At 42.4% G+C, this 23,740-nt stretch carries 21 protein-coding genes; 15 read left to right on the forward strand and 6 right to left on the reverse strand.

Features of this window, described 5'->3' with window-relative positions; translation table 11 throughout:
* On the reverse strand, positions 1–2,513 hold a 2,513-nt coding region (locus IQ274_RS28880; protein WP_194144276.1), incomplete at its 3' end, for a WD40 repeat domain-containing protein.
* Positions 2,514–2,757: 244 nt separating this feature from the next.
* On the opposite strand from IQ274_RS28880, the gene IQ274_RS28885 reads away from it, so the two are divergent.
* The 3 genes from IQ274_RS28885 (at position 2,758) to IQ274_RS28895 (ending at position 5,807) form a co-directional block, all read left to right on the forward strand.
* Entirely contained in the window at positions 2,758–4,656 is a 1,899-nt protein-coding gene (locus tag IQ274_RS28885) for an ArsA family ATPase (RefSeq protein WP_228058425.1), read from the forward strand.
* Positions 4,657–4,701: 45 nt separating this feature from the next.
* On the forward strand, positions 4,702–4,986 hold the full coding sequence (locus IQ274_RS28890) for a hypothetical protein (RefSeq protein WP_194144277.1): 285 nt from the start codon (positions 4,702–4,704) through the stop codon (positions 4,984–4,986).
* Positions 4,987–5,054: 68 nt separating this feature from the next.
* The gene (locus tag IQ274_RS28895) at positions 5,055–5,807 is read left to right on the forward strand and encodes an ATP-grasp domain-containing protein (protein ID WP_194144278.1); all 753 of its coding nucleotides are present in this window, start codon (positions 5,055–5,057) and stop codon (positions 5,805–5,807) included.
* A 258-nt stretch (positions 5,808–6,065) separates the two neighbouring features.
* Here the strand turns inward: IQ274_RS28895 and IQ274_RS28900 are convergent, their stop codons facing one another.
* From IQ274_RS28900 to IQ274_RS28920, 5 genes are all read right to left on the reverse strand, one after another.
* Complete coding sequence (locus IQ274_RS28900) at positions 6,066–6,467, reverse strand: hypothetical protein (protein ID WP_163932027.1); 402 nt, start codon at positions 6,465–6,467, stop codon at positions 6,066–6,068.
* Positions 6,468–6,479: 12 nt separating this feature from the next.
* Positions 6,480–6,788, reverse strand: coding sequence for a hypothetical protein (locus tag IQ274_RS28905; RefSeq protein ID WP_163932025.1), 309 nt, complete (start codon positions 6,786–6,788; stop codon positions 6,480–6,482).
* Positions 6,789–6,895: 107 nt separating this feature from the next.
* Complete coding sequence (locus tag IQ274_RS28910) at positions 6,896–7,387, reverse strand: GNAT family N-acetyltransferase (RefSeq protein ID WP_228058426.1); 492 nt, start codon at positions 7,385–7,387, stop codon at positions 6,896–6,898.
* A gap of 17 nt (positions 7,388–7,404) precedes the next feature.
* Entirely contained in the window at positions 7,405–7,695 is a 291-nt protein-coding gene (locus IQ274_RS28915; RefSeq protein ID WP_194144280.1) for a DUF1778 domain-containing protein, read from the reverse strand.
* Positions 7,696–8,137: 442 nt separating this feature from the next.
* A complete protein-coding gene (locus IQ274_RS28920) occupies positions 8,138–8,386 on the reverse strand; it encodes a gas vesicle protein GvpG (protein WP_163932017.1) in 249 nt (82 codons plus the stop codon).
* 214 nt (positions 8,387–8,600) lie between these two features.
* Here IQ274_RS28920 and gvpN point away from each other — a divergent pair, with 214 nt between their 5' ends.
* The 12 genes from gvpN to IQ274_RS28980 all read left to right on the forward strand — a co-directional run bounded on the left by gvpN (position 8,601) and on the right by IQ274_RS28980 (position 23,721).
* A complete protein-coding gene (gene gvpN / locus IQ274_RS28925) occupies positions 8,601–9,773 on the forward strand; it encodes a gas vesicle protein GvpN (protein ID WP_194144281.1) in 1,173 nt (390 codons plus the stop codon).
* Positions 9,770–10,120 carry a gas vesicle protein gene (locus IQ274_RS28930; RefSeq protein WP_194144282.1) on the forward strand — a complete coding sequence of 117 codons (351 nt, stop codon included), beginning with the start codon at positions 9,770–9,772 and terminating at the stop codon, positions 10,118–10,120. Before gvpN ends, IQ274_RS28930 begins: the two co-directional genes overlap by 4 nt.
* Positions 10,107–10,541, forward strand: a complete 435-nt coding sequence (locus tag IQ274_RS28935; RefSeq protein WP_194144283.1) for a gas vesicle protein K — start codon at positions 10,107–10,109, stop codon at positions 10,539–10,541. The genes IQ274_RS28930 and IQ274_RS28935 overlap by 14 nt, the downstream gene beginning before the upstream one ends.
* A gap of 37 nt (positions 10,542–10,578) precedes the next feature.
* Complete coding sequence (locus tag IQ274_RS28940; RefSeq protein WP_194144284.1) at positions 10,579–11,328, forward strand: GvpL/GvpF family gas vesicle protein; 750 nt, start codon at positions 10,579–10,581, stop codon at positions 11,326–11,328.
* Positions 11,329–11,604: 276 nt separating this feature from the next.
* Positions 11,605–13,428: an AAA family ATPase gene (locus IQ274_RS28945; RefSeq protein WP_194144285.1), complete on the forward strand. Its 1,824-nt coding sequence runs from the start codon at positions 11,605–11,607 to the stop codon at positions 13,426–13,428.
* A gap of 62 nt (positions 13,429–13,490) precedes the next feature.
* Positions 13,491–14,180 carry a GvpL/GvpF family gas vesicle protein gene (locus IQ274_RS28950; protein ID WP_163932001.1) on the forward strand — a complete coding sequence of 230 codons (690 nt, stop codon included), beginning with the start codon at positions 13,491–13,493 and terminating at the stop codon, positions 14,178–14,180.
* A gap of 240 nt (positions 14,181–14,420) precedes the next feature.
* A complete protein-coding gene (gene gvpA / locus IQ274_RS28955; RefSeq protein ID WP_163931998.1) occupies positions 14,421–14,642 on the forward strand; it encodes a gas vesicle structural protein GvpA in 222 nt (73 codons plus the stop codon).
* A gap of 75 nt (positions 14,643–14,717) precedes the next feature.
* Positions 14,718–15,416 carry a gas vesicle protein GvpC gene (locus IQ274_RS28960; RefSeq protein WP_163931995.1) on the forward strand — a complete coding sequence of 233 codons (699 nt, stop codon included), beginning with the start codon at positions 14,718–14,720 and terminating at the stop codon, positions 15,414–15,416.
* A gap of 452 nt (positions 15,417–15,868) precedes the next feature.
* Positions 15,869–17,200 (forward strand): response regulator, encoded by a 1,332-nt coding sequence (locus IQ274_RS28965; RefSeq protein WP_163931992.1) that lies wholly within the window; start codon positions 15,869–15,871, stop codon positions 17,198–17,200.
* A gap of 199 nt (positions 17,201–17,399) precedes the next feature.
* Complete coding sequence (locus IQ274_RS28970; protein WP_069071669.1) at positions 17,400–17,762, forward strand: response regulator transcription factor; 363 nt, start codon at positions 17,400–17,402, stop codon at positions 17,760–17,762.
* A gap of 14 nt (positions 17,763–17,776) precedes the next feature.
* Positions 17,777–18,310, forward strand: coding sequence for a chemotaxis protein CheW (locus IQ274_RS28975; protein ID WP_163931989.1), 534 nt, complete (start codon positions 17,777–17,779; stop codon positions 18,308–18,310).
* Between the two features lie 164 nt (positions 18,311–18,474).
* On the forward strand, positions 18,475–23,721 hold the full coding sequence (locus IQ274_RS28980) for a GAF domain-containing protein (protein WP_163931986.1): 5,247 nt from the start codon (positions 18,475–18,477) through the stop codon (positions 23,719–23,721).
* Positions 23,722–23,740: the final 19 nt, after the last annotated feature.

Here is a 23,740-nt window from a genome sequence, read left to right on the forward strand (position 1 = left end):
ATAGATGAGGGGGAGAAAAGGGGTTGCCCTCGGCAACCCCTTTTCTCCCCCCTTAAAATGATTATCATTCTTGAGAAAACCTGTCTCTTGTTTTTCTTGGAATAATTTATTCTTTGGAAGTCCCTAACTTCTTTTTCTTGTCCGCGCCAAGGTTGACCAATGGGGTTGCCGTGAATATCCCACAAGCGCACTGTAGAATCATTGCTGGCACTGATAATCCACTTACCATCAGGGCTAAAGGCGACAGAATTAACTTCTTTTTCATGTCCGTGCAAAGGTTGGCCAATGGGGTTGCCGTGAATATCCCACAAGCGGATTGTAGAATCATTGCTGGCACTAATAATCCACTGACCATCAGGGCTAAAGGCGACAGAATTGACCCAATTCTCATATTTGCGCTGCGATCGCCCGATGATCCGATCTTGTAATATTTGATGTAGCTCCCACAAACGCACAGTGCGATCGCCACCACTGATAATCAACTTGCCATCGGGGCTAAAGGCTAGGGAATTAACCTGTCCCTCATGTCCCCGCCAAGGTTGAGTGATGGGGTTGCCATTGATATTCCACAAGCGTATTGTGCGATCGCAGCTACCACTAATAATAAACTTACCATCAGGGCTAAACGCTACAGAATTTACATGTCCTTCATGCCCGTGCCAAGGTTGACCGATAGGATTACCTTGGATGTCCCACAACCGCACTGTAGAATCACTGCTACCACTGACAATCAACTTGCGATCGGGGCTAAAGGCGGCGCAAATAATTTTTGCCTCATGTTTGTGCCAGGGTTGAGTGATGGTGTTACCTTCTAAATCCCACAAACATACCGTTCCGTCAAAACCAACGCTGACAATAGAATCGCCATTTGGGCTAAAGGCGACGGAAATAACTCCTTCCTTGTGTCCGCGCCAAGGTTGAGTAATGGCGTTACCTTGTAAATCCCACAAACACACCGTTCCGTCAAAACTAACACTGACAATGCGTACCCCAGAGGGGTTGGCGCAGCCATCGCTATTTGGGCTAAAGGCGACGGAAATAACTCCTTCCTCATGTCCCTGCCACGGTTGAGTAATGAGATTACCTTGTAGATCCCATAAACACAAAATTCCGTCAATACTGCCACTAACAAGAAACTTGCCATCAGGACTAAAGGCTATACAATTAACCTCTTGCTCATGTCCACACAAAAATTGAGCGGTAGGATTGCCAATGACATTCCATAAGCACACCGTAGAATCGCTACTGCCACTGGCAATAAACTTGCCATCAGGACTAAAGGCTACACAATTAACCTCTTGCTCGTGTCCGCGCAAGCTATTTGCCTCTGTGGGTGTGTTCATTGCTTCCTTTAAGCTTCCCAAAACAGGAGCTAGAAGCTGGTTTGGGTATTTCTCTAGATTCTCACCCATTGTTTGAATTGCCAGCACCAGACCCTCTAGCGGTTGGACAGGAAGTAAATTCAAAACCCTGGCGGATTGCTCGCGCAGTTTTAATTCAGTCAGTGCAAGGTTTAACTTTTGAATCTCTTGTTCCTGGCGATCGCCCCATCCAACACTAGCATTAATAAATCGATTAGCTTGTTCGCTTAAAGAACCAAAAGTTTGCTCTTTTAGTTCTTTATAAGTGTTTGTCTTCAGAACCCTGCTTGCAATATTTTCTCTTTTCCACAGCATATCTAAGGTGTATGCCAGAAGTGGTAAATAATCATTTTGTTGGTGAAAATCATGAATAATTTGTTCAACTAATCCTTGTTCAAAGATAACGCCATGTCTAGCAGCAGGTTCAGCGATCGCTAACTTTAATTCTGCATCGCTCATTCTAGTGAGTATACGACTATAGCGATCGTGAATCTTGGCAAGTTGAGGATACTCACTAAATTTATCCAGAAAATCAGACCGCATTGTTAAAACAATTTTGACAGAGCTATCCTGCTGCTGGAACTGTTGAAAGAGACTAGCAATAAATTTATCGCATTTCGGTTTTTGAGTTTTCGTAAACAGTTCTTCAAATTGGTCAATAAAAATCAGAACGCACTGATAATCTTGTTTGAGGAATGTGACAATTTTAATTAGGGTATTTTCTCTTATTTCTCGACTAATATCAGCTATTGGTGATTTTTTTCCATAATTAGAAGCAAGACACTGATAAAGAGATTTAAAAGGATTTTCATTTGGGTGAAAACTTATATTAATTAATGAATTGTTATTATTTCCTAAATAAGGAATTAAACCTGCCCGAATCAATGATGATTTGCCAGTGTCTGATGCTCCTAAAAGCAAGATTATATTATCTTTTTTTAAGCGATCACCCAGATTAACAATCCACTTTTCCCGACCAAAAAATTTGTCTTTATCTTTAATTTCAAAAGTTTTTAGTCCTAAGTAGGGAGAGTCTGTTTTGAGTGGACGACAATAAATGTCCTCAAAATTACTGTCAGAAAAAAAGTCGTATTCAGAAATACATTGGACATTACACCCAATATTTATATCGCCTTCAGAACTGTTAACCATCTTATCTCCTTACCTTTGAACATCTCTGGCTAAATCTTTACCTCAGTTATAGTTCCTTGGCTAATCTTTGTAAGTACCTCAACAAAATTAATTACATATTCTCTTGTGAAGCTTTCTCTATCGCCGCCCTAGAAGTTTTGTAAATCCTATCCGTGAAAAATTAAGGTTTTAAATAGGTTTATTCAGCAAAATTACTTAAGTAACTTTCAAAAATATGTAGTAGCTTTATCCTAAAACACCGCAAATGACAAACGGGATGGAACTTTTTGATAACCTACACCTTGCTATGTTTAGTGGTAAAGGTGGAGTCGGAAAAACGACAATCTCCTGCACCTTTGCATGTCGTTGGGCGCAGAAATTTGCCAATGAGCAAATTCTTTTAATCTCAACCGATCCGGCTCACTCTCTTGGAGATGTCTTACAAGTTAGCGTTGATGACATTCCTCGTCCCATAGCGGAACTACCCAATCTACGAGTAAGGGCGTTGGATGCAAAGCGTCTACTACAAGAGTTTAAAGAACGTTATGGTCAGGTGTTAGAACTGTTAGTGGAGCGCGGTAGTTTTGTTGAAGGAGAAGACTTGTCTCCAGTTTGGGATTTAAATTGGCCTGGACTGGACGAGTTGATGGGCTTGTTAGAGATCCAACGCCTTTTTCAGGAGCAGCAGGTAGATCGAGTAGTAGTAGATATGGCTCCTAGCGGTCATACTCTTAACTTGTTTGGATTGATGGACTTTTTAGACACTTTCCTCCACTCTCTCGAACTATTTCAAGAAAAGCATCGGTATATTAGCAAGACCTTTGCTGGAAGTTACACACCCGATCGCGCTGACGAATTCTTGCAAACCCTGAAAGCTGAACTGTCGCAAGGTCGTCGTCTGCTTCAAGATCCCACCCATACTGCTTGTTTGTTAGTTGCGATCGCCGAACCAATGAGTTGGTTGGAGTCAAAACGATTCCTAGAAGCCTTACAAACCATGCAGGTTCCTTGCGGAGGGTTATTTGTCAACCAAGTCCTTGCCAGTGCGACTGACGCAGATCGTTACCAAGAACAACAACCGCTCATCAGCCAGTATACGGCTCTTGCTAACGGAAAGCCGATGTTTATTGTGCCACAGCAAGATGAGGAACCTTTGGGAATTGTAGCCCTTAGCCATCTCATCAACCAAATCCATATTCCTCAGCTTGAACCACTATCTCCTGTACATCTACTCCCAATTCAATGGCCTGAAAAAATTCCTCCTAGTTTTGGAGATTTTCTGACCCAAGGTCGTCGCCTGTTACTAATTGGCGGTAAGGGTGGAGTTGGCAAGACCACAGTAGCAGCTGCCATTGGTTGGGCTATGGCTCAACAACATCCCGATCGTAAAATTCGCATGGTTTCTATCGATCCAGCCCACTCCTTGGGTGATGCCTTTGGTCTGAGTTTAGGACATGAACCATATCAAATAACTGCCAATCTTCGAGGTCAGGAAGTAGATGGCGATCGCATTGTCGATCAATTCAGAGCCGATTACCTATGGGAACTAGCCCAAATGATGAGTGGCGAAACCCAAACAAGCGAATCTATCGAAATGGCCTATGCTCCTGTTGCCTGGCGCAAAATTGTCGATCAAGCTTTACCAGGGATTGATGAAATACTTTCCCTGTTAACAGTAATGGAATTGCTAGAGCAACAAGAAGAAGACTTGATTATTTTAGACACTGCTCCTACAGGTCATCTTCTGCGTTTTCTAGAAATGCCAACTGCACTAGCAGACTGGCTAGCTTGGATTTTCAAACTTTGGATCAAGTATCAAAATGTCCTTGGTCGTACAGAGTTTATGGGGCGTTTACGAATTTTGCGACAGCGCGTAGTCAAAGCCCAAAAAGTGCTAAAAGACCCACAACAAGTAGAGTTCATTGGGGTTACACTTAACCAGACTAGCGTACTTGCCGAACAACAACGCTTGTTCAAATCTATGCAAGAAATAGGTGTAAGTCAGAATTACCTTGTTCTCAACCGCTTTACTTCTACAGCAACTGTTAATTGCGATGACTGCGAGACAAATTTTCCAGGTTTGACAATGGTTCGTTTACCAATGCTTCCTCGCTCAGTTCAGACTTTAGAACGCATCCAAGCAGCAGCCGCCTGTTTATTTTAACGGCTAATTAGACTAAATACTTTCATACCCAAAGAGAAATTTATTATGCATCGCACTCCAAACCGCAGACAAATTCAAGCCAAACTTAGCACCATGCCTCCTCAACGTTCTCAAGCAACAGCTTACTTAAATGCTTACAAAATGATGTTAGAGAAGGAGCGTTTAGAGGAGGAACTAGAGAAACTCGAAGCACGCCGACATCAGATTCAGCAGCGTCTTGCTATTTTAAATAGTCAAACAATTACTGAAGGGGACATGACCCATCAGCAAACAAATACTGACTTGAAGGACAATACACCAAAATTCAAAACCTTAACATTGGAATACTAAAATTTTTATACCTTTTGTTTCATTTTTAGACAACAATGTAAATAGTATTTGAAATTCTTACAACTGCATTGATTTCTAAGGCTTTTATCCAAGAACAAGGTAATGGACGGCTCCAACATGAGGAGCAACTTGTTAGTGAAGAACTCAGAGCCAGAGGCATACCAATTACTTTTTATACCCAAAAACGTATTCAAAGGCGACAACTGGCACTTGATAATGAGTCTTTAGTTGTTGGTGATATGCCATGTATTTTAGGTGCAATCAAACAGCTTGGTATTCCAGAACCTGAGCCTAATGATTATCCTGCTTCACTAAAGAACTTCATGCACCGCCGGACATGGACATCTACCTTAGAACAGTTAGAAATAGAATTACGCAAAGGTAGATATGCGCCAACATTTGCTAAACCTGCAACACGCCGTAAACGCTTTACAGGTTATGTTTTTGAATCGGAATATGATTTGTGCCAAGTCTACGGAGTCTCACGCCAAGAGCCGTTGCTGTGTTCAGAAGTTGTATCTTGGGTAAGCGAGTATCGAATTTATGTGGTTCATTCACAAATTAGAAGCATTGATCATTATGATGGTAATCCCAATATTGTACTAGATATTGAAAAAGTTCTCTGTGCTATTCAAGCTTTAGACAATGCAGGAGAATCAATTGCTGGATATGCAATTGATTTCGGAGTTTTAGATTCTGGAGAAACTGCTCTGGTAGAAATGAATGATGGTTTTGCAATTGGAGCATACAAAATTGATAGAAAAAACTATACAGATATGATTGTGGCAAGATGGGAAGAGCTTTTAATGAGCGTCAAATAAGATGTAAACAGTCTAAAAATAACTTTTTATATACAGCTACAGGCTTAAAATCTGCGTTTAAAATGTGCCTTTAATTTGTAAGTAAAAAGTAAGAAAATCTAATGATTAGTCACTGTTAAACCATGATGACTAATTACTTCTTACTTCTATGAGGAGCGACCGCATACCTTGATTGCGCTGTCGAAGCAAGCAGATAGAATAACCATTTATCCCCAGTGAGTGGAAGCTTATCGTCCGGTTAAAAATATTTGCCTAAAATTAGTCAGATCGCTTCACAAGGAATGGAAAATCGACATCTAAAAGCCAATTCTCATCAATAAATTCTAGATTTTCATCATAAACAAGAACCAATTCGCCAAGTTTTTGAGCATTGCTACTTGCAGTTTTTCTATTATCAACAGCATCAGCTATGAGCAAAAACTTTAGTTGTAAAAAACGTTCTTCGTGAGTAACGCCTATTGAACTGCTAACTAATTCGGCTTCGAGAGTACGAGGTAACGTAATTTTCTCATAATATTCATCTTGTTCATCCCAATAGCCACGCACTTGATAATCACACTGGTCAAGATGTTCTTGAACAAGAAGATTAGCATCTAAACTTTGTAATATTTCAGTTAAATCTTGCCAAACTTGATGATTTTTTAATTCGAGCCTTGTCATAGTTATGTGGGTTTAATGTTCTGTTACCAAACCAGAGAAGTGCAATATACCATCAATGAATTTTGCATGAAATCGGCGGTCGCCACCTTTACCTAAGACTTTAGATTTCAAATCGTAGCCAGATTCTTGGGAAGCCACCAACCCAACATTACCGCGAGGAGGTACAAGCCCTTTCTCAATGGCTTTTAAATGTTTCCCCTTCCGATCATATTTTAATCCCAGCTTTATTTGTTCACTGCCAAATGAAACTAGCAGACCACTGATTGAAAGATATACAGTATCAGGTTGAATATCTGCCCAATTATCGGGTAAAGCTTCCATTAAATTAATACTTGTATAGTAGAAGCATAATTTACTTAAGTATAATAGCTAACAATATTTTTAAAATTAACGTGAGTCTCCAACGGAGGCGCACGTTAGTTAATAGGTTAATCTACAATGCTTGCTCTAATATCTTTTAAAGTCATCATTAGCGTTAATGCTTCTATTGGCGATGCTTGAAAACCACGTTTTAAATAAAAATTTTTGGCTTCTTCATCTTTAGCATGAACCAAAATACATCTAACACCAGCTATTTGAGATACTGATAAAATGCGTTTAATAGCATCTTTTAATAAACCAGACCCTATACCTTGTCCTTCCCATTTGATATCTACAGCTAGCCTACCAATAAGCATACACGGTATAGGGTCTGGTGCGTTCCGTTTAGCTTTGCTAACAGCTGCTAAATGAGTTACAGAAGCTGTTGATAAACAGTAATAGCCTATTACTTTATTTTCAACTGTTACTACAAATGTTCTGGCTGTATCCCCCTCATTTTTCAAAGCTCTCTCCTTCAGCCAGCTATTCAAGGCTTCTGATTTGGATTCAAACTCTGATACATCATGGTTTTTAGTAACAGGCTGAGGAGCATTGATCATTTTCCTTTGGTTTGTCATCAATCCCAAGGCGATTTAGCAGTTAAGAGTTTACGAATTTCTTCATTCGCTTTAGGTGGTGAGTCTAAAATAGCAAGGAACTCTTGATATTTTTCCTCATCTAATGCAAAAAAGGTTTTGTCACAGATGACTTTTTCAGCTTCTCTACAGGCTACCTCTAACATAAAGTCAGAACGGCTTTTACCAAGAATCGCAGCCGCATTGTCAATTAAATCCCGTTGTTGTTCTTGAACTCTAATATTAATTACTTGGTTACGACCAAGATTATCCATTTTAGAACGGGCAACCATTAGGTATCTTCCATATTTATGTGTCAGATTAAGCATTACCGAAGTAAGGTTGCAGCTTACTTCGGTAATGCTTAATATCTAATATAGAACATTTGTATATACAATGCCAATACATTTTATGTGTTATAGGACTTACGCAATAAACCTCCCAAACTCTTATTCCTCCGTGTCCTCTGCGTTCTCTGTGGTTCGATTTTCCGTGACTTGTGCGTAAGTCCTGTGTTAGTGAAAATGTCGGGAAATGACTCTTTTCCTGGCGTTGCTGAATCTAGGGATGAAATTGTACGTATTGAAATATAAAATTCCTTATCCTCTCTGCGTCTGGAGCGCGACGGACACTTTCTACCCTGCGGGTTCCGCGTTAGCGGTACAAGTCGGGAAACCCGCCCACAGAAGTGTCCTCCTCTGCGTGAGAAAAACCATCCCGCATTTATGCAACGCCCTATTCCTCCAACTCTGTTCCCTCCTGTTCTGCTTCCAGAATCGCTAATAAAAGAGCTTCTTCCTGAATTTCAAACTCTTCTTCAGGAATTTCTCCCATATCAAAAGCAAGTTGGAGTGCAAGAAGCTGCTTGCTGAGATTTTCTTTATCATCAATTTCAGTACTCGCCTGTTCTAAAATTTTTTCCCCAAGCCACGTTACCCCCATTAATGGGCCGGTAATCGGTAATAGTAAAAAGCGCAGAACCATATTGCTTTACACCTGAGTGGATTTATTAAAGGTATCCTTTCAAGACCGTAATCATGCTGATGACATAAATATTAAACATTACTAGTCTTGTGTTGATGCCAAAATGCGTTGGATTTTAGTCCAGTTAAGGCTAATTGACATCTGTATTTTATATTTGCAATGTAAAAAAAAATACTTTCGTATGACACATTACTATTTACGAGGTACTTAGAGTTTGACAACAGTATTAAATGCATCTCCCCAACGATTTGTCAATACCCCTGCTGTTCAACGCATCGCTCAACGTGCTTTACGCTATCTACAGTCAGGTTTTTCAATACACTTACGTGGTGCAGCCGGAGTCGGAAAAACTACTCTGGCAATGCATCTAGCTGATTTGCTCAACCAGCCGATCATCCTCTTATTTGGAGATGATGAGTTTAAAACCTCAGACTTGATTGGTAATCAATTAGGTTACACCCGCAAAAAGGTTGTTGATAACTTCATCCACAGCGTTGTCAAAATTGAGGATGAAGTCCGACAACATTGGGTTGATGCACGATTAACCCTAGCTTGTAAAGAAGGATTTACGCTGGTTTACGACGAATTCAATCGATCGCACCCGGAGGTAAATAACGTTTTACTCTCCGTACTTGAGGAGAGGTTGTTAGTATTACCAACAAACCAACATCGAGCCGAGTATATCCGGGTTCATCCTCAGTTTCGGGCAATCTTAACATCAAATCCTCAAGAGTATTGTGGAGTTCATGCAACTCAGGATGCTTTGATGGATCGTGTTATTACCATTGATATGCCTACACCTGATGAACTGAGTCAGCAGGAAATTGTAGTTCATAAAACAGGTATAGATTCTGAGAAAGCAGAAGTAATTGTCCGCTTAGTACGGACGTTTTGGAGTCGATCTGGTTCTGGACAGGGCGGTGGATTGCGTTCCTGTCTGATGATTGCCAAAATCTGCCACGAACACGAAATTTCTGTAAACCCTGGAGATCCTAGCTTCCAAGATATTTGTGCCGATATCCTGCTTTCTCGCACGAATCAACCTCTCATGGAAGCAACTCGGCTACTGGAAGAGGTTTTAAGTGAATTGTATCGTAGTATAAATACTCAATCTCAGTCGTCAGAGATAATACCAAACAACCAAAATCAGATTGTATTGGAACAACGAGTACCTTACGAGCATGAAGTCTACAACTACCTGTGTAATTCTCCAGGACGGCGTTTCTCTGAATTGGCAGTAGAGTTAGGGATCGATCGCAGTCAAATTGTGGCTGCACTCAAGTCTCTCAGAGAACAGGGAGTATTAGTACAAATGCAGGGTAATGCCGAGCCGCCAAGCATCTCACAGACAGTTGCTTTTGATTCTGGCCATTTAATAAACAAATGAGTACTAATACTAATCGGGGAGCTATCACCACATCAACTCAAGGTTCTACCTTGGCAGATATTCTAGAACGGGTTCTGGATAAAGGCATTGTTATAGCAGGAGATATTTCTATTTCCGTAGGCTCCACAGAACTGCTCAACATTCGGATTCGTTTGTTGATTTCTTCTGTTGATAAAGCCAAAGAGATTGGAATTAACTGGTGGGAGAGCGACCCCTATCTTAATAGTCAAACTCGCACCTTATTAGCAACTAATCAACAACTTCAAGAGCGTCTTGTCAGTCTAGAAACAGAACTGCAATCGCTCAAAGCACTCAATCCTAATAATCATCAGAATGCAGGCGATTAGTAAATCAAAAGGTTCCGATTCCGGTTTAGCACCGTTGTTACTGACGGTTGTTGAACTGATACGCCAACTCATGGAAGCTCAGGTGATTCGGCGAATGGATGCTGGCACCCTCAACGACTCTGAGCTAGATCGAGCTGCCGAAAGCCTGCAACAGCTTGAACAACAGGTTGTTAAGCTTTGCGAGATATTTGATGTTGACCCAGCCGATCTAAATATTAACTTGGGTGAAATGGGAAATTTATTGCCCCAATCTGGAGGATACTACCCCGGTGAAACCTCTAGTCAACCTTCTATTTTAGAACTTCTCGATCGCTTATTAAATACGGGTGTGGTGGTTGAAGGTGACTTGGACTTGGGACTGGCTCAGTTAAGCTTAGTTCATGCCAAATTAAGACTAGTACTCACTTCTAAACCCCTATAACTTTTTTATCTACATTCTTCTTTGGTAAGACATTTTTATGAGTTATGGCTTTTACATTTATGGAATTTTGACCTTGCCTGCTCCACAAAACTTAAATTTACAGGGCTTAGATCGGCAACCTGTACAAATTAAAATTTTGGATGATTTTGCAGTCATCTACTCGGAAGCACAGCAAGAGCGTTATTTGGCCAGCCGTCGTAACCTGCTAAGTCATGAGAAAGTCCTTGAGGAGATCATGCAAGGAGGCGATCGCTATTTACTGCCAGTGCAATTTGGACTTTTGGTTTCAAGCTGGGAAACGGTTTCACAGCAATTAATTCGTCCTCATCAAGAAGAATTGACGCAATTGCTTGCGAAGTTATCGGGTTGCCGAGAAGTTAGTGTCAAAGTTTTTTGGGATACCGAGGCAGAAATTCAGGGACTATTAGCAGAACACCCAAATCTCAAAACCGAAAGGGATAAACTAGTGGGTCAACCCCTGAGTATGGAGCGAGTAATCCAAATAGGGCAAACCATCGAACAGGGAATGAGCGATCGCAAGCAAGGCATCATAGATATATTTCAAAGCACGCTCAACTCCATTGCGATCGAAGTGGTAGAAAATACTCCCCAAATGGACACAATGATTTACAATTCAGCCTACCTAATTCCTTGGGAAGCAGAATCACAATTTAGCGAACACGTTGAAGCACTCGATCGGCAATTTGAAGACCGTTTGCGAATTCGCTACAACAATTTCACTGCCCCGTATAACTTTGCTCGTCTTCGATTAACAATTTCCAACTGATTAATTCCTCTCTCTGTTGAATAGCAATAAAAATTGAGAATGAAAAATTATTGAAACTTTTAATTTTTTGGGAAATTAAATTTTCTCTACCTTTTATTTAAGAGGATGTTTGAAAAGTCCTCTTGTCGATAGTAAAACGTTATAGATCCCCCTAAATCCCCCTTAAAAAGGGGGACTTTAATTCCGGTCCCCCCCTTTACAAGGGGGGTTAGGGGGGATCTAAAAGTACCCAAAATCACAGTAAAACACTTTTCAAACAACCTCTAAGTAAAATCAATGGACGACATATTTAAAGGATTTGAACACCTATTAGAAATTGCCAAAGCTTTAGAAGAAAAAGCAGAGAAAGGCGAGTTAAAAACTTCTATTCAAATTCGCTCTCATAATCTCAGTAGTATTCCCCGGCAAGGCAATATTCCCAGAACAAATAATTCCAGCCGAGTCAGATCCAATTCCACCGTTGGCACTACACCAATGGATGATACTGATGTCACTCCCCCATCAGATAAGACGAACTCAAAAACTTCTTGGCAAGATGTCGGCGGCTTGGCTAATGTTCTCCAAGAAATCAGAGAGTTAGTTGAAATTCCACTTAAGCGTCCAGATTTATTGGTGAAATTAGGGTTAGAGCCTCCGAGTGGAGTTTTGCTCGTTGGGCCGCCCGGTACGGGAAAAACTTTAACAGCCCGTGTTTTGGCAGAAGAGTTAGAGTTAAACTACATTGCCATCAATGGCCCAGAGGTGATGAGCAAGTATTACGGGGAAGCAGAAGCTCGTTTGCGAAGTATTTTTGAGAAAGCAACTCGTTCTGCTCCCTGCTTGATATTTATTGACGAAATTGACAGCCTTGCCCCAGATCGCAGCCAAGTGGAAGGTGAAGTTGAAAAAAGACTAGTGGCGCAGTTGCTTGGGTTAATGGATGGGTTTGCCAAAACCGAGGGCGTACTTGTATTAGCGGCAACAAATCGTCCCGATTATCTCGATCCGGCACTGCGTCGTCCGGGACGCTTTGATCGCGAAGTTCAGTTTCGGGTTCCCGATCGCAATGGACGATTGGAAATTCTGACGATTTTGACAAATGCCATGCCCTTGGAGACTTCGGTTAATTTAGGAGCGATCGCCGATTTGGCTGTCGGTTTTGTCGGAGCCGATATCAAAGCTCTTTGTCAAAAAGCAGCCTACATTGCCCTTCGTCGTCAAGTCCCCTCGCTCAACAGTCCCGTTCCTGAGAACATGACTATCGTACAGCAGGATTTTCTCGAAGCAATTAAGGAGATAAAACCCTCAGTTCTCAGGGATGTAGCAGTTGAAGTACCAAGTGTCAGTTGGGATGACATTGGTGGATTGGATGATGTTAAACAAAAACTTCAAGAATCTGTAGAGGGCGCACTTCTTTATCCCGAACTATACGAGCAAACCAAAGCCAAGCCTCCGCGTGGGATTCTGTTGTGGGGACCGCCGGGAACGGGAAAAACATTACTGGCAAAAGCGATCGCTTCCCAGGCTAGAGCCAATTTTATTGCTGTGAATGGCCCGGAATTACTTAGCCGATGGGTAGGTGCAGCAGAACAAGCAGTCAGAGAACTCTTTCGCAAAGCTCGGCAAGCAGCTCCTTGCGTTGTGTTTATAGATGAAATTGATACCCTGGCACCAGCACGGGGACGATTCACTGGTGATTCTGGAGTTAGCGATCGCGTTGTCGGTCAACTGCTCACCGAACTCGATGGGTTGCATGAATGCCCGAAAGTACTGTTAGTAGGAGCAACCAATCGTCCAGAAGCGCTCGATCCTGCCTTGCTCAGAGCGGGAAGATTGGACTTACAGATAAAAATCGATCTGCCAGATCGAGCCAGCCGATTAGCGATTTTAGGAGTTCACAATCTAGATCGTCCCTTCGTTGATGTCGATTTAGAAACCTGGGCGACAGTTACCGAGGGTTGGAATGGGGCAGACTTGGCTTTGTTAAGCAATCAAGCTGCCTTAAGCGCCATTCGTCGATACCGCGCCCAAGGATTGACTGACTCCAGCTTGATTCAGATTACAAATGATGATTTCCAGGTTACATACCAAATGCTTGCTAATCAGCATCAATCTGAATAGAGGGCAGAAGGCAGGAAGACTCCTGCCTCATCCCAACTACAAATATTTACGCCGTTATACTTATGTCAATATATGTTTATGCTCTTCTAGTCCCGATCGCATCACCGCTTGTTCTACCTTTAGGGATGGAAAGGAATATTGAACTAGTTTACTCTTCTGGTTTAGGTGCGATCGTAGAGCCGGAAATCTCACTGGAGGCAATACAGGCAACGGATGAGCGTTTACTTCAAGCTGTATTAAACCACGATCGCGTAATTCGAGAACTTTTTCAACAAACTCCCCTTCTTCCCCTGCGCTTTGGGAGGGGTTTTACCTCGCAAGAAAAACTGCTGAATCATCTAGAAAAGCACCAAGAGCAATATCTAGAAGCCCTAACTCAGCTAGCAGACAAAGTTGAGTACACTTTAAAATTGACACCCTGTGATTTACTTGACGATTCTGACAATATTGATGCCAAGGGAAAAGCCTATTTATTAGCTAAGAAACAACGCTACCAAACACAGCAAGCATTTCAAGCACAACAATGCGAACAGTGGGAACTCTTGAACCAGTTAATTCTCAAAACATATACAAATGTTATCTGTGAAACTCGACAGTCAGATGTGCGGCAAATCCACTTTTTGGCACAGCGCAACGATTCAACGGTCAGTACGCAGCAGTTTTCCCTCTGGCAAGTACAATGCTCGCACTGGCAATTAGCACTCAGCGAACCTCTGCCACCTTATCATTTTCTCAAAAACACTCTCATATAAATTCATAAAAAATAATATTTATAACTTTTCCAGAAAAAATAAAGATGAGATGATTTTTTCTTGAATTTTTGTCTAAAAAAAATATTGTTAACTTTTTAATATTTTTTTATTTTCTTATATTTATCTTATATTTTTGGGAACACTAAACTCAGGAAGAATAAAACACATTGTGTAAGTTTTACCTACTGCTCAATCAGAGCAGAATTAAATCAATAATTAGAGTTGTGAGAGCAAAATAAAATGGCTGTTGAAAAAGTTAACTCATCTTCAAGTCTGGCTGAAGTTATTGACCGCATTTTGGACAAAGGAATTGTAGTTGATGCTTGGGTACGTGTTTCTTTAGTTGGTATTGAACTGCTATCAATAGAAGCTCGGATTGTAATTGCTTCAGTTGAAACTTACTTAAGATATGCCGAGGCAGTTGGTTTAACATCTCAGGCTGCTGTTCCATCTGCTGCTTAACACCAGATTATAAAAAGGGAGTCTTCATGGCTCCTATTTAATATTTCTAGTTAACAAAATAGGAGATTTCAGCTGATGGCTCTCAAGAATTTATGGGAACAAGAGCGATTGCAGCGATTGCAAATAACTGCTGAACGCCGTCAAAAAGTTAACCAGTGGAAACAGCTAACTCAAAAAGAATTGCAGCTGCAAGCAGATTTGCTTCATCAAGAATTGAGCAGTTTTGTTACCAGCCTTGACAACAACAGAAAGTTACAACAGCAGCAATTTCAGCAAGAGATTCTAGAGCGGCAATTGGAAATATTGCAAATAAAAACAGATGTCTCGCAACGCCAACAAGAATACCGCCAACAGCGTTCAGCAAAGGCTCAGGCATTATTCCAAAACTTGCAAAATTTCCGGGCAATCTTACATAACAGTGTTTGGGACGATTACAGTCCCGAACAACCAGTTCCCCCAACTCCTGTTAAAGAAGAGAAATCAGTTGTAACAGTTCCAAAATGGTCAATCTCCCGTTCTGCAATTAAAGCCACTGGTTTTCGTACTTCCGTCAATACCATAGCTAAGAAAGTGCCTGTCTTGAATGCGGATACTGCTAAATCTAAAGTGCAGCAATACATTCAGCAAGCTGAAGGAGCTACTCTGATAGAAATTGAAGAGGTGATCGGCTTAAGCCGGGTGCAAACGATAGATATCCTGCGTTCCTTGATCAAGCAAGGGGTACTGGAACAACGCGATCGCCAATACTTTATTCGACAACAAGCAATTTCTTGACAAACTTAATTCAAGCTCATTTTTTGTATTTGCAGACTAGCTGTTGGGCGATCGCTTGTCTCTCTCGCCTTAAGCAGCAGAGTACAAAATCGATAAGCATTAAAGCTGGTCTATGCTTTGTAGTATTCAACATTTCCATCTTTTTCCCGTCTGTATTGCAACTACATTTGTACAAGCAATTTGCTCAGTAGATGTAACATGGCAACAAGTTAACCTATTAATAATTAGTTAACCTATTAATAATTAGAAAAAGAGCTTAAATCTTTGTTCAAGCTTCCGGCTTTGAACTTTAAAAATATCCGGTTGCAAAGGGATATAACAAGCTGGGGTAGCTCAATCAAGGTTTTTAACTGTGCTATTGGCGATCGCACGATGAAGTTAGTAAACTGGATTGTTTGAGCAATTTTAATGTAAATCCAAAACTCAAGATATATAAGGAGGTGCGATCCATTGTGAATCAATTGATCGAGCAACTTCAAATTAAATTATTTACAGGCAGGCTGAATCTTGAAGCAAGGGATGGGCCGACTTGGACGCTATATTTTCGTTTAGGACGATTAATTTGGCAGGCTGGCGGTTCTAATGCCGATGAGCGATGGCGACGACACTTGTTGCGGTACTGTTCTAATGTGGATGTGACACAGTTGGAGCAGCTTGTTTCTCCCCAAGAAAATTATCGCGAGTATTCCATTCTTGCTAAGTTACGAGAACAAAAATTAATCGAACAACAACAACTTGTGAGCTTGATTGCAAGCTCAATAGCTGAAGTCCTGTTTGATATAATGCAGTACATTGAAGCCAAAAGAAATAGCGACAATCCAGCAGGGCAGTTGTCACATACTACCGTTGTTGGTGAAGTTCCAGGGGTTCTCCTAGCTGTAATACCAACAGAGGAAGTTTTGAAACGGGCTACACAAGCCTGGCAAGAATGGCGAGATGCAGGACTGGCAACCTACTCGCCCAATTTATTTCCGATAATTCAAAAAATTGAGCTACTTCAAGGACAAGCATCCTCTAAACAGATTATTGCTCTAGTTGATGGAACAAAAACTTTACGAGGTTTAGGGCAAAAAAGCGGTCGGGATGTCTTAGCTTTGACTCGGTTATTGATGACATTGGTAAAAACAGGGGCGATCGTTTTTTCACCCACCCCAAAGCTCAGGCAGGTTGGGATTAGTAAAGAAACTGGCAACCCGTCCAGTGCAGTTAATAATTCCAATTCTTCACTAAAGACAGAAGAGGACACTGTTTTACAAGTTGCGCCCAATTTCAACAAAGTTGCTCCCCCAGCGACTAGTAAAGAAGTTTTCACTCCGTCCAGTGCAGTTAATAATTCCAATTCTTCACTGAAGACAGAAGAGAAGACTATTTTACAAGTTGGTCTCCCAGCAGCTAGTAAAGCAATTATTGATGTCTCAAGACCTTTAGTAGCCTGTGTGGATGATAGTCCAATGATCTGTCGCAGTTTGGAGGAAATTCTCACCCATCAAGGTTATCGCTTTGTTGGCATTCAAGATTCCTTGACGGCAGTTTTAAATCTAATTAAAAGCAAGCCAGACTTCATTTTTTTGGATCTTTTGATGCCAAAAGTAAATGGCTATGAAATTTGTTCTCAAATCCGTAAAACTCCAAGTCTCAAAAATGTGCCGGTTGTCATCTTAACGGGGAAAGATGGAATAGTAGATCGGATGCGAGCAAAATTAGTAGGAGCAACTGACTTTTTGGGTAAACCTGTAGAAGCAGACAAAGTACTCAATGTACTTCACAAGTATTTAAGTGTTTAGGTTGAAGCGGTAGTCATGCCAGTGGCTCTCCTACATCCATTTTCAAAACAGCTATTCATACCCAGTTTTGGCACAACCAAGTATGAAAATTATTAAACCTTCTTTCTGCCTCCTGCCTCCTGCCTCCTGCCTTTTACTCTCTTGTTAATTCATTTGTCGCAATAATTTGTCAAATTCTAAATTAAATAGTTAGGAAAAAATGAAAAAAGTTCTTTTAGTTGAAGATAGCCTCACAGAATCCGAAAAGATGACACGTTACCTAGAACAAGGAGGATATTCAGTTTATGAAGTTCGCAGTGGTGAAGAGGCTCAACTCAGGTTGAAACAACAAAAACCTGATTTGATTTTACTGGATTTGATTTTGCCAGGTCAAAGTGGATTTGAGTTCTGCCGCAAGTTGAAAGCCGATCCGACAACAAAAGGAATCCCGGTAGTGATTTGCTCAACTAAAAACACAGATGTTGATAGAACTTGGGGCAATATGAGTGGTGCCGATGGCTATTTAGTCAAACCTGTAGATGAAAATACCTTGCTCCAGACTGTTAATAAATTTATTCGCTAAAGGAAACTAGGGCAATGGTACAGGGCAATGATAGCTTTAGAGAGCTACCCATAAATAGCCAATTTCGACTTGAAAACTCTCCTCAAGGAAACAACCAGAGGTTTTTAAGATTTCCGTTGAATGGAAAGGTAAATGGGTTACTCCCATTAGCTGATTTACGGGGAGTAATTCAGGTTGCGCTGACCGAGATTTTGCCAGTACCGCAAGTAGCAGAATTCTTGTTAGGCATCATGAATTGGCGGGGAGAAGCGATCTGGATTCTTGATTTAGCAGCTTTGTTGGGAGCAACACACTGGTGTCGGCGAGAAAGTGTGCGTAACTCTGGCATGGCGATGCTTGTTCAAGTCCAGAATCAAACCGTCGGGCTGTTGGTGGAGCAAGTCAATACTATTGAAGTTCACGATCCCCAAGAGCGGTTAGCGATTTCGACATCGATGTTACCTGGCCGACTAGGCTCGTTCTTACAGGGTTACTTTGTGGATTCTCAAGGTAGCCCTTTGATGTTACTTGACACCCATGTTGTGATTCAAGCCCTTCAGCCTCTTTAACACTAGACCTCTTGCAAAAATAGTTTTGCACTCTTGGGGGAAAGGGTAAAGGTAAAAGGGCAAGGGTTTTTTCTTATCCCTTTACCCTTTCCCCCTTACCCTTTTCCCGACTTCTGCAAGAAGTCTACTTATTAACTCCGACAACCTTCATAGCAAGAAAGATCATGGTAGCGCAACACAATCTTAGACCGAGCCAACCTCACTCAAATCCCAGCAACGGTTATAAGGAAACCGATAACGGGCATACCGTTGATGCACCAGCAAAACAGCAAATCACCTCCGCTCTAGAAGAATTGCGAACAGAACTGGATCAAGCTGATTGGGTGGAAACAGGGCCATTGCGAGAGAGAATTCGCAAGTTAAAAGAACTGCTAAGTGTGTTGCCATATCAAGACGGAGGAGATGGATTAGAGGTAGAGCAAGTACAGGCGATCGCTAGCAAAATCCGCCAATTTTCCGATCTAGATACATTGCTGGCTACTGCTGTCATGGAGATACAAAGCGCCCTGCAAGCCGATCGCGTGGTGCTGTATGAGTTTACGAATCCGACGCTGGGGATAGTTGCTGCTGAGGCAATGAGGGATGGCTTTACCCCAATGCTGAAGGAAAAACTGCCCGCCGTCACTTTTGGGTTAGGTTCTGCCAAGCTTTATCAACAAGAAAAATTAGTGGCGATCGCGGATACCTACACTGCTGGCTTGTCTCCTTACCAAAAGCAGTTAATGGAGCGGTTTCAGGTAAGAGCTTGTTTGAGTTTGCCGATCTTAGCAAAAGATGGGGTTTGGGGTTTGTTGGTAGTACAGCAATGCACAGCTGCTCGCCAGTGGCAGAATGCTGAAATTCAGTTACTAAAATTAATCGAGCAGGAATTAGAAGCGCAACTGCAAGTTGCCGTGATTCAGGCTACGTTGCAACAAGAAGTAGAAAAAGACCAAATCCTGGTCGGTGTAGCGAATAAAATTCTCCAGTCCAAAGATTTGGATACCATCTTTCGCGTTGCCACCCAAGAAGTAAGACAGTCACTAAAATGCGATCGCGTGGCAGTTTATCGTTTCCAGCCAGATTGGAGTGGGGAATTTATCGCTGAATCTGCTGGAGCTGAGTGGGTTTCTCTATTAGAAGAACAGCGAAACAACCCAGCAATTGTCAATAACGTTAACTATTGCAGTGTGAGGAACCTTGCAGACGAAGGAGGATTGGTTGGGACAACAGGGCGATCGCACAGTGCAGATAGCTACATTCAGCATAGCCAAGGCAAAAATTTCCATCGCGGACAGATTTATCGAGTCACTAATGATATCTACAGTGCTGGTTTTTCTGACTGCTATATCAAAATTTTAGAAACCTATCAAGCCAAAGGATACATTATTGTTGCTATCTTCCAGGGAGAAAAGTTGTGGGGCTTGCTCGCTGCCTATCAAAATTCTCAGCCTCGTCAGTGGAAAGATAGTGAAGTTCGCCTAATGGTGCAGGTTGCAACTCTGTCTAGTATTGCGATTCAACAGGTGCAATATCAGCAACAACTTTATCACCGCTCTGAGGAGTCAGCCAAACTTGTGGAACGAGAACGCACTGTTTTCGGCATCATTGAAAAGATTGGGCAAGCAACCGATCTTCGCACCCTTTTCCGCATTACCACCCAAGAGTTGCGGCGATTTTTAAAATGCGATCGCGTTGTCGTTTATCAATTTCATCCAGACTGGAGTGGAGAAGTGATCGCGGAATCTGTGGCTGCTGGTTGGTCGTCACTGTTGGAGATGCAGGAACAAGACAGCATTTTAAAAACAGGTCTGATGTCTTCAGAACGTTGTAATGTTAAGGACTATGGCTCCCCTGTTAAACCTGATGCCGATACCTATCTGAAGGAAACCCAGGGTGGAGTGTACACCAAAGGAACGCGCTTTCGTAAAGTCAACGATATTTATGCTGCTGGTTTTTCACCTTGCTATTTAGAAACATTAGAGAAGTTCCAAGCCAAAGCGTACATCATTGTTCCCATCTTCCGCGCTGGTAATCTTTGGGGTTTGTTAGCAGCCTATCAGAATTCTGATGTTCGGAAATGGACTGAGGAAGAAATCGGTGCTTTGTTGCAGATCGGCGAACCGTTGAGCATTGCCCTCCAGCAAGCTGAATATATCGAACAGCTACGATTAAAAAATATCGAAATGACACAAGTAGCTGAAGTAGAACACGCGATCGCCCGAATGACGGAGAGAATGCTTCATTCCCAACACCCAGAAACAATTTACCGCACTACCTTGGCAGAATTGCGGCAGTTGTTCAAATGCGATCGCCTAGCAATCTATCGCTTCAACTCTGACTGGAGTGGTGAATTTATTGCTGAATCTGTCGGAAGTGACTGGGTGCCTTTGGTTGGTCCCGATATCAAGACCGTATGGGAAGACGAACACCTACAGCAAACCGAAGGCGGGCGCTATCGCAACAATGAAACTTTTACCGTCAATGATATCTATACTGTTGGCCATGCCCAGTGCCACATCGACCTATTAGAGCAGTTCCAGGCTAAAGCCTACACCATCGCCCCTATTTTCGCTGGAAACAAACTTTGGGGTTTGTTAGGAGCTTACCAAAATAGCGGTCCGCGCCAGTGGAATTCCGAGGAGGTGCGATTGCTGACCAAATTGGGTATTCAGTTGGGTTTAAGCGTGCAGCAAGCCGAGTACATCGGAGAACTGAAAACGAAGAATGCAGAGTTGGCGCGGGCAGCAGAAGAGGAACAGGTGCTGACAGGGATGGTGGAAAAAATTCGCCAAGCTCAAGAGGCAGATACAATTTTCCTGAATGTGCTGCCAAGTTTACGCAAACAACTACAGTGCGATCGCCTAGCAGTATTTCGCTTTCATCCCGACTGGAGTGTGGAATTTATTGCCGAATCCGTAAAAGATCAATGGCTGTCTTTAGCTAGTTCCGACATCAAAACGATGTGGATGGACGATCACTTACAAGAAACTCAGGGCGGACGCTATCGCAATCATGAAACCTTTGTTGTCAATGATATTTACACTGTCGGTCACGTTCAGTGCTACCTAGAGATATTAGAAAAAATCCAGGCCAAAGCTTACGCGATCGCTCCGATCTTTGTTGGAAACAAACTTTGGGGCTTTTTAGGAGCATACCAAAATACTGGCCCTCGGCAGTGGAAATCCAAGGATGTGCAACTGTTGCGAAAAGTAGCTGTGCAAATGGGTATAGGCTTGCAACAGGTTAGGTATATCGAACAGCTCAAGAAGAAGAATGCAGAGTTAGCGCGAACCGCAGAAGGGGAACGAGCATTGACACGGCTGGCAGAAAAAATCCGCCAAGTTCAAGAGCTAGATACGATTTTCCGCAATGCCTTACCAGAATTGCGATCGCATTTGGAATGCGATCGTCTAGCCGTGTATCGCTTCAATCCAGATTGGGGTGGGGAGTTTATTGCCGAATCCGTAAGTCGGGAATGGGTGGCTTTGGTTGGCCCCGATATCAGGACTATATGGGAAGACGAACACCTACAACAAACCCAAGGTGGACGCTATCGCAACAACGAGACATTTGTAATCAATGACGTTTACACTGCTGGTCATGCCCAGTGCCACTTGAAAATTCTAGAGCAATTCCAGATTAGAGCCTATATCATCACCCCGATTATTGCCGGAAACAAGCTCTGGGGTTTGTTAGGAGCTTACCAAAATAGCGGGTCGCGGCAATGGCAAGATAATGAAGTCAACTTGGTAACGAAAATCGGCACGCAGTTTGGGGTTGCCGTCCAGCAATCGCAATACTTACAACAAACCTTAACCAAGAATGAAGAACTGATCAAACTGGCAGAACGGGAAGTAGCAAACGCCCGATTTTCTTATCGCCTGCCAAGTCGGTTAACAGAGATGGCTCAAAGTCATAGTAATGTTCTGGAATTTGTCCAGTTTGCCACCCACGAACTTCGTCAACTGCTGAAAGTAGATCGAGTTGGAGTTTATCGTTTTGAGCCTGATTGGTCTGGAGAATTTGTCGTTGAGTCTGTGAATGGAGATTGGCCTAAGCTTGTGGGAACTAGCCTTGCCAGAGTTAGAGATACCTATCTCCAGTACAACCAAGGAGGGCGTTATGCCCGCAAAGAAAGTTTGCGGGTTGACAATATATATACTGTCGGTCATGACGAATGTCACATCCAATTGTTAGAACTGTGGGGAACTAAAGCCTACATGATTTCTCCGATTTTTCAAGAAAATCGGCTCTGGGGGTTGATGGGAGTTTATCAAAATAGCGCATCGCGCCAGTGGGAGCAATCCGAGGAGGATGTTCTCAACCAAGCCAGTGTCCAGATTGGTCTTGCCCTCAATCTTGCAGACTACCTAACACAGGTGCGTATTCAAGAGCAGCAACTAGCAGAAGCAGCAGAGCGCGAACGCACCGCCCGCGAAAAACTCCAACAAGGAGCAATACGCGTTCTCATGGCTTTGGAACCATCCTTCAGAGGCGATCTTACCGTTCGAGCGCCCCTATCTGAAGATGAAATTGGGACGATCGCCGATGGTTACAACACTACGATCCAAAGTTTGCGAGATTTAGTGCGACAAGTGCAGATTGCTGCTGGCAAGGTGAGTGAAAATTCCAGCAATAACACTACCTCAGTAGTAAAACTATCTGACCAAGCTCAACAGCAGGCAGAACGCCTCGAACACGCTCTGGAACAATTACAAATGATGGTAACTTCCACCCAGATAGTCGCTGCTGATGCTCAAAAAGTCGGACAGGCGGTTCAAAGAGCTAATAACACCGTCCAAGCTGGTGATTCGCTGATGGAAAGAACTGTAGATGGCATTTTGGAGATTCGGGAAACCGTGTCGGAAACAGCGAAGAAGATTAAACGCCTCGGTGAAGCTTCTCAGAAAATCTCGAAAGTAGTAAGTCTGATTGAAAACTTTGCCACTCAAACCAATTTGCTGGCACTTAATGCTGCGATCGAGGCTACCCGTGCTGGAGAGTATGGCAAAGGCTTTGCGGTGGTTGCAGATGAAGTTCGTTCTTTGGCTTATCAGTCAGCTAGTGCCACCACAGAAATTGAGCGACTCGTGCAAGAAATTCAAGCTGGCACCAACGAAGTTACCGAAGCAATGGAAATAGGGATTAGCCAAGTTGTCCAAGGCTCGAATTTGATCGATGAGACTCGTCATTCCCTAAGTGCGATCGTGGTAGCTACCAACGAAATTGGTGGACTGGTACAAGGAATTACCCAAGCAGTTTCCCATCAAAGTCAGCAATCCCAGATGTTGACAGAGGCGATGATGGATGTTTCGGCGATCGCCCGTAAGACTTCAGAAAGTGCCATCCACATTTCCGAGTCTTTTGAGGAACTACGGATGACTTCACAACAACTGGAAACCAGCGTTAGCCAGTTCAAAGTTGACTAAGGGACTTCCAAATAAAAAA

Origin of the sequence: Nostoc sp. LEGE 12447 (genome assembly GCF_015206985.1) — a bacterium.
GTDB lineage: Bacteria > Cyanobacteriota > Cyanobacteriia > Cyanobacteriales > Nostocaceae > Nostoc.

Bases quoted from the DNA above. Each gene is read 5' to 3' on its own strand.
- IQ274_RS28885 (WP_228058425.1), top strand. From the start codon at position 2,758: ATGACAAACGGGATGGAACTTTTTGATAACCTACACCTTGCTATGTTT.
- IQ274_RS28890 (WP_194144277.1), top strand. From the start codon at position 4,702: ATGCATCGCACTCCAAACCGCAGACAAATTCAAGCCAAACTTAGCACC.
- IQ274_RS28900 (WP_163932027.1), bottom strand. From the start codon at position 6,467: ATGACAAGGCTCGAATTAAAAAATCATCAAGTTTGGCAAGATTTAACT.
- IQ274_RS28905 (WP_163932025.1), bottom strand. From the start codon at position 6,788: ATGGAAGCTTTACCCGATAATTGGGCAGATATTCAACCTGATACTGTA.
- IQ274_RS28910 (WP_228058426.1), bottom strand. From the start codon at position 7,387: ATGATCAATGCTCCTCAGCCTGTTACTAAAAACCATGATGTATCAGAG.
- IQ274_RS28915 (WP_194144280.1), bottom strand. From the start codon at position 7,695: ATGGTTGCCCGTTCTAAAATGGATAATCTTGGTCGTAACCAAGTAATT.
- IQ274_RS28920 (WP_163932017.1), bottom strand. From the start codon at position 8,386: ATGGTTCTGCGCTTTTTACTATTACCGATTACCGGCCCATTAATGGGG.
- IQ274_RS28930 (WP_194144282.1), top strand. From the start codon at position 9,770: ATGAGTACTAATACTAATCGGGGAGCTATCACCACATCAACTCAAGGT.
- IQ274_RS28935 (WP_194144283.1), top strand. From the start codon at position 10,107: ATGCAGGCGATTAGTAAATCAAAAGGTTCCGATTCCGGTTTAGCACCG.
- IQ274_RS28940 (WP_194144284.1), top strand. From the start codon at position 10,579: ATGAGTTATGGCTTTTACATTTATGGAATTTTGACCTTGCCTGCTCCA.
- IQ274_RS28945 (WP_194144285.1), top strand. From the start codon at position 11,605: ATGGACGACATATTTAAAGGATTTGAACACCTATTAGAAATTGCCAAA.
- IQ274_RS28950 (WP_163932001.1), top strand. From the start codon at position 13,491: ATGTCAATATATGTTTATGCTCTTCTAGTCCCGATCGCATCACCGCTT.
- gvpA (WP_163931998.1), top strand. From the start codon at position 14,421: ATGGCTGTTGAAAAAGTTAACTCATCTTCAAGTCTGGCTGAAGTTATT.
- IQ274_RS28960 (WP_163931995.1), top strand. From the start codon at position 14,718: ATGGCTCTCAAGAATTTATGGGAACAAGAGCGATTGCAGCGATTGCAA.
- IQ274_RS28970 (WP_069071669.1), top strand. From the start codon at position 17,400: ATGAAAAAAGTTCTTTTAGTTGAAGATAGCCTCACAGAATCCGAAAAG.
- IQ274_RS28975 (WP_163931989.1), top strand. From the start codon at position 17,777: ATGGTACAGGGCAATGATAGCTTTAGAGAGCTACCCATAAATAGCCAA.
- IQ274_RS28980 (WP_163931986.1), top strand. From the start codon at position 18,475: ATGGTAGCGCAACACAATCTTAGACCGAGCCAACCTCACTCAAATCCC.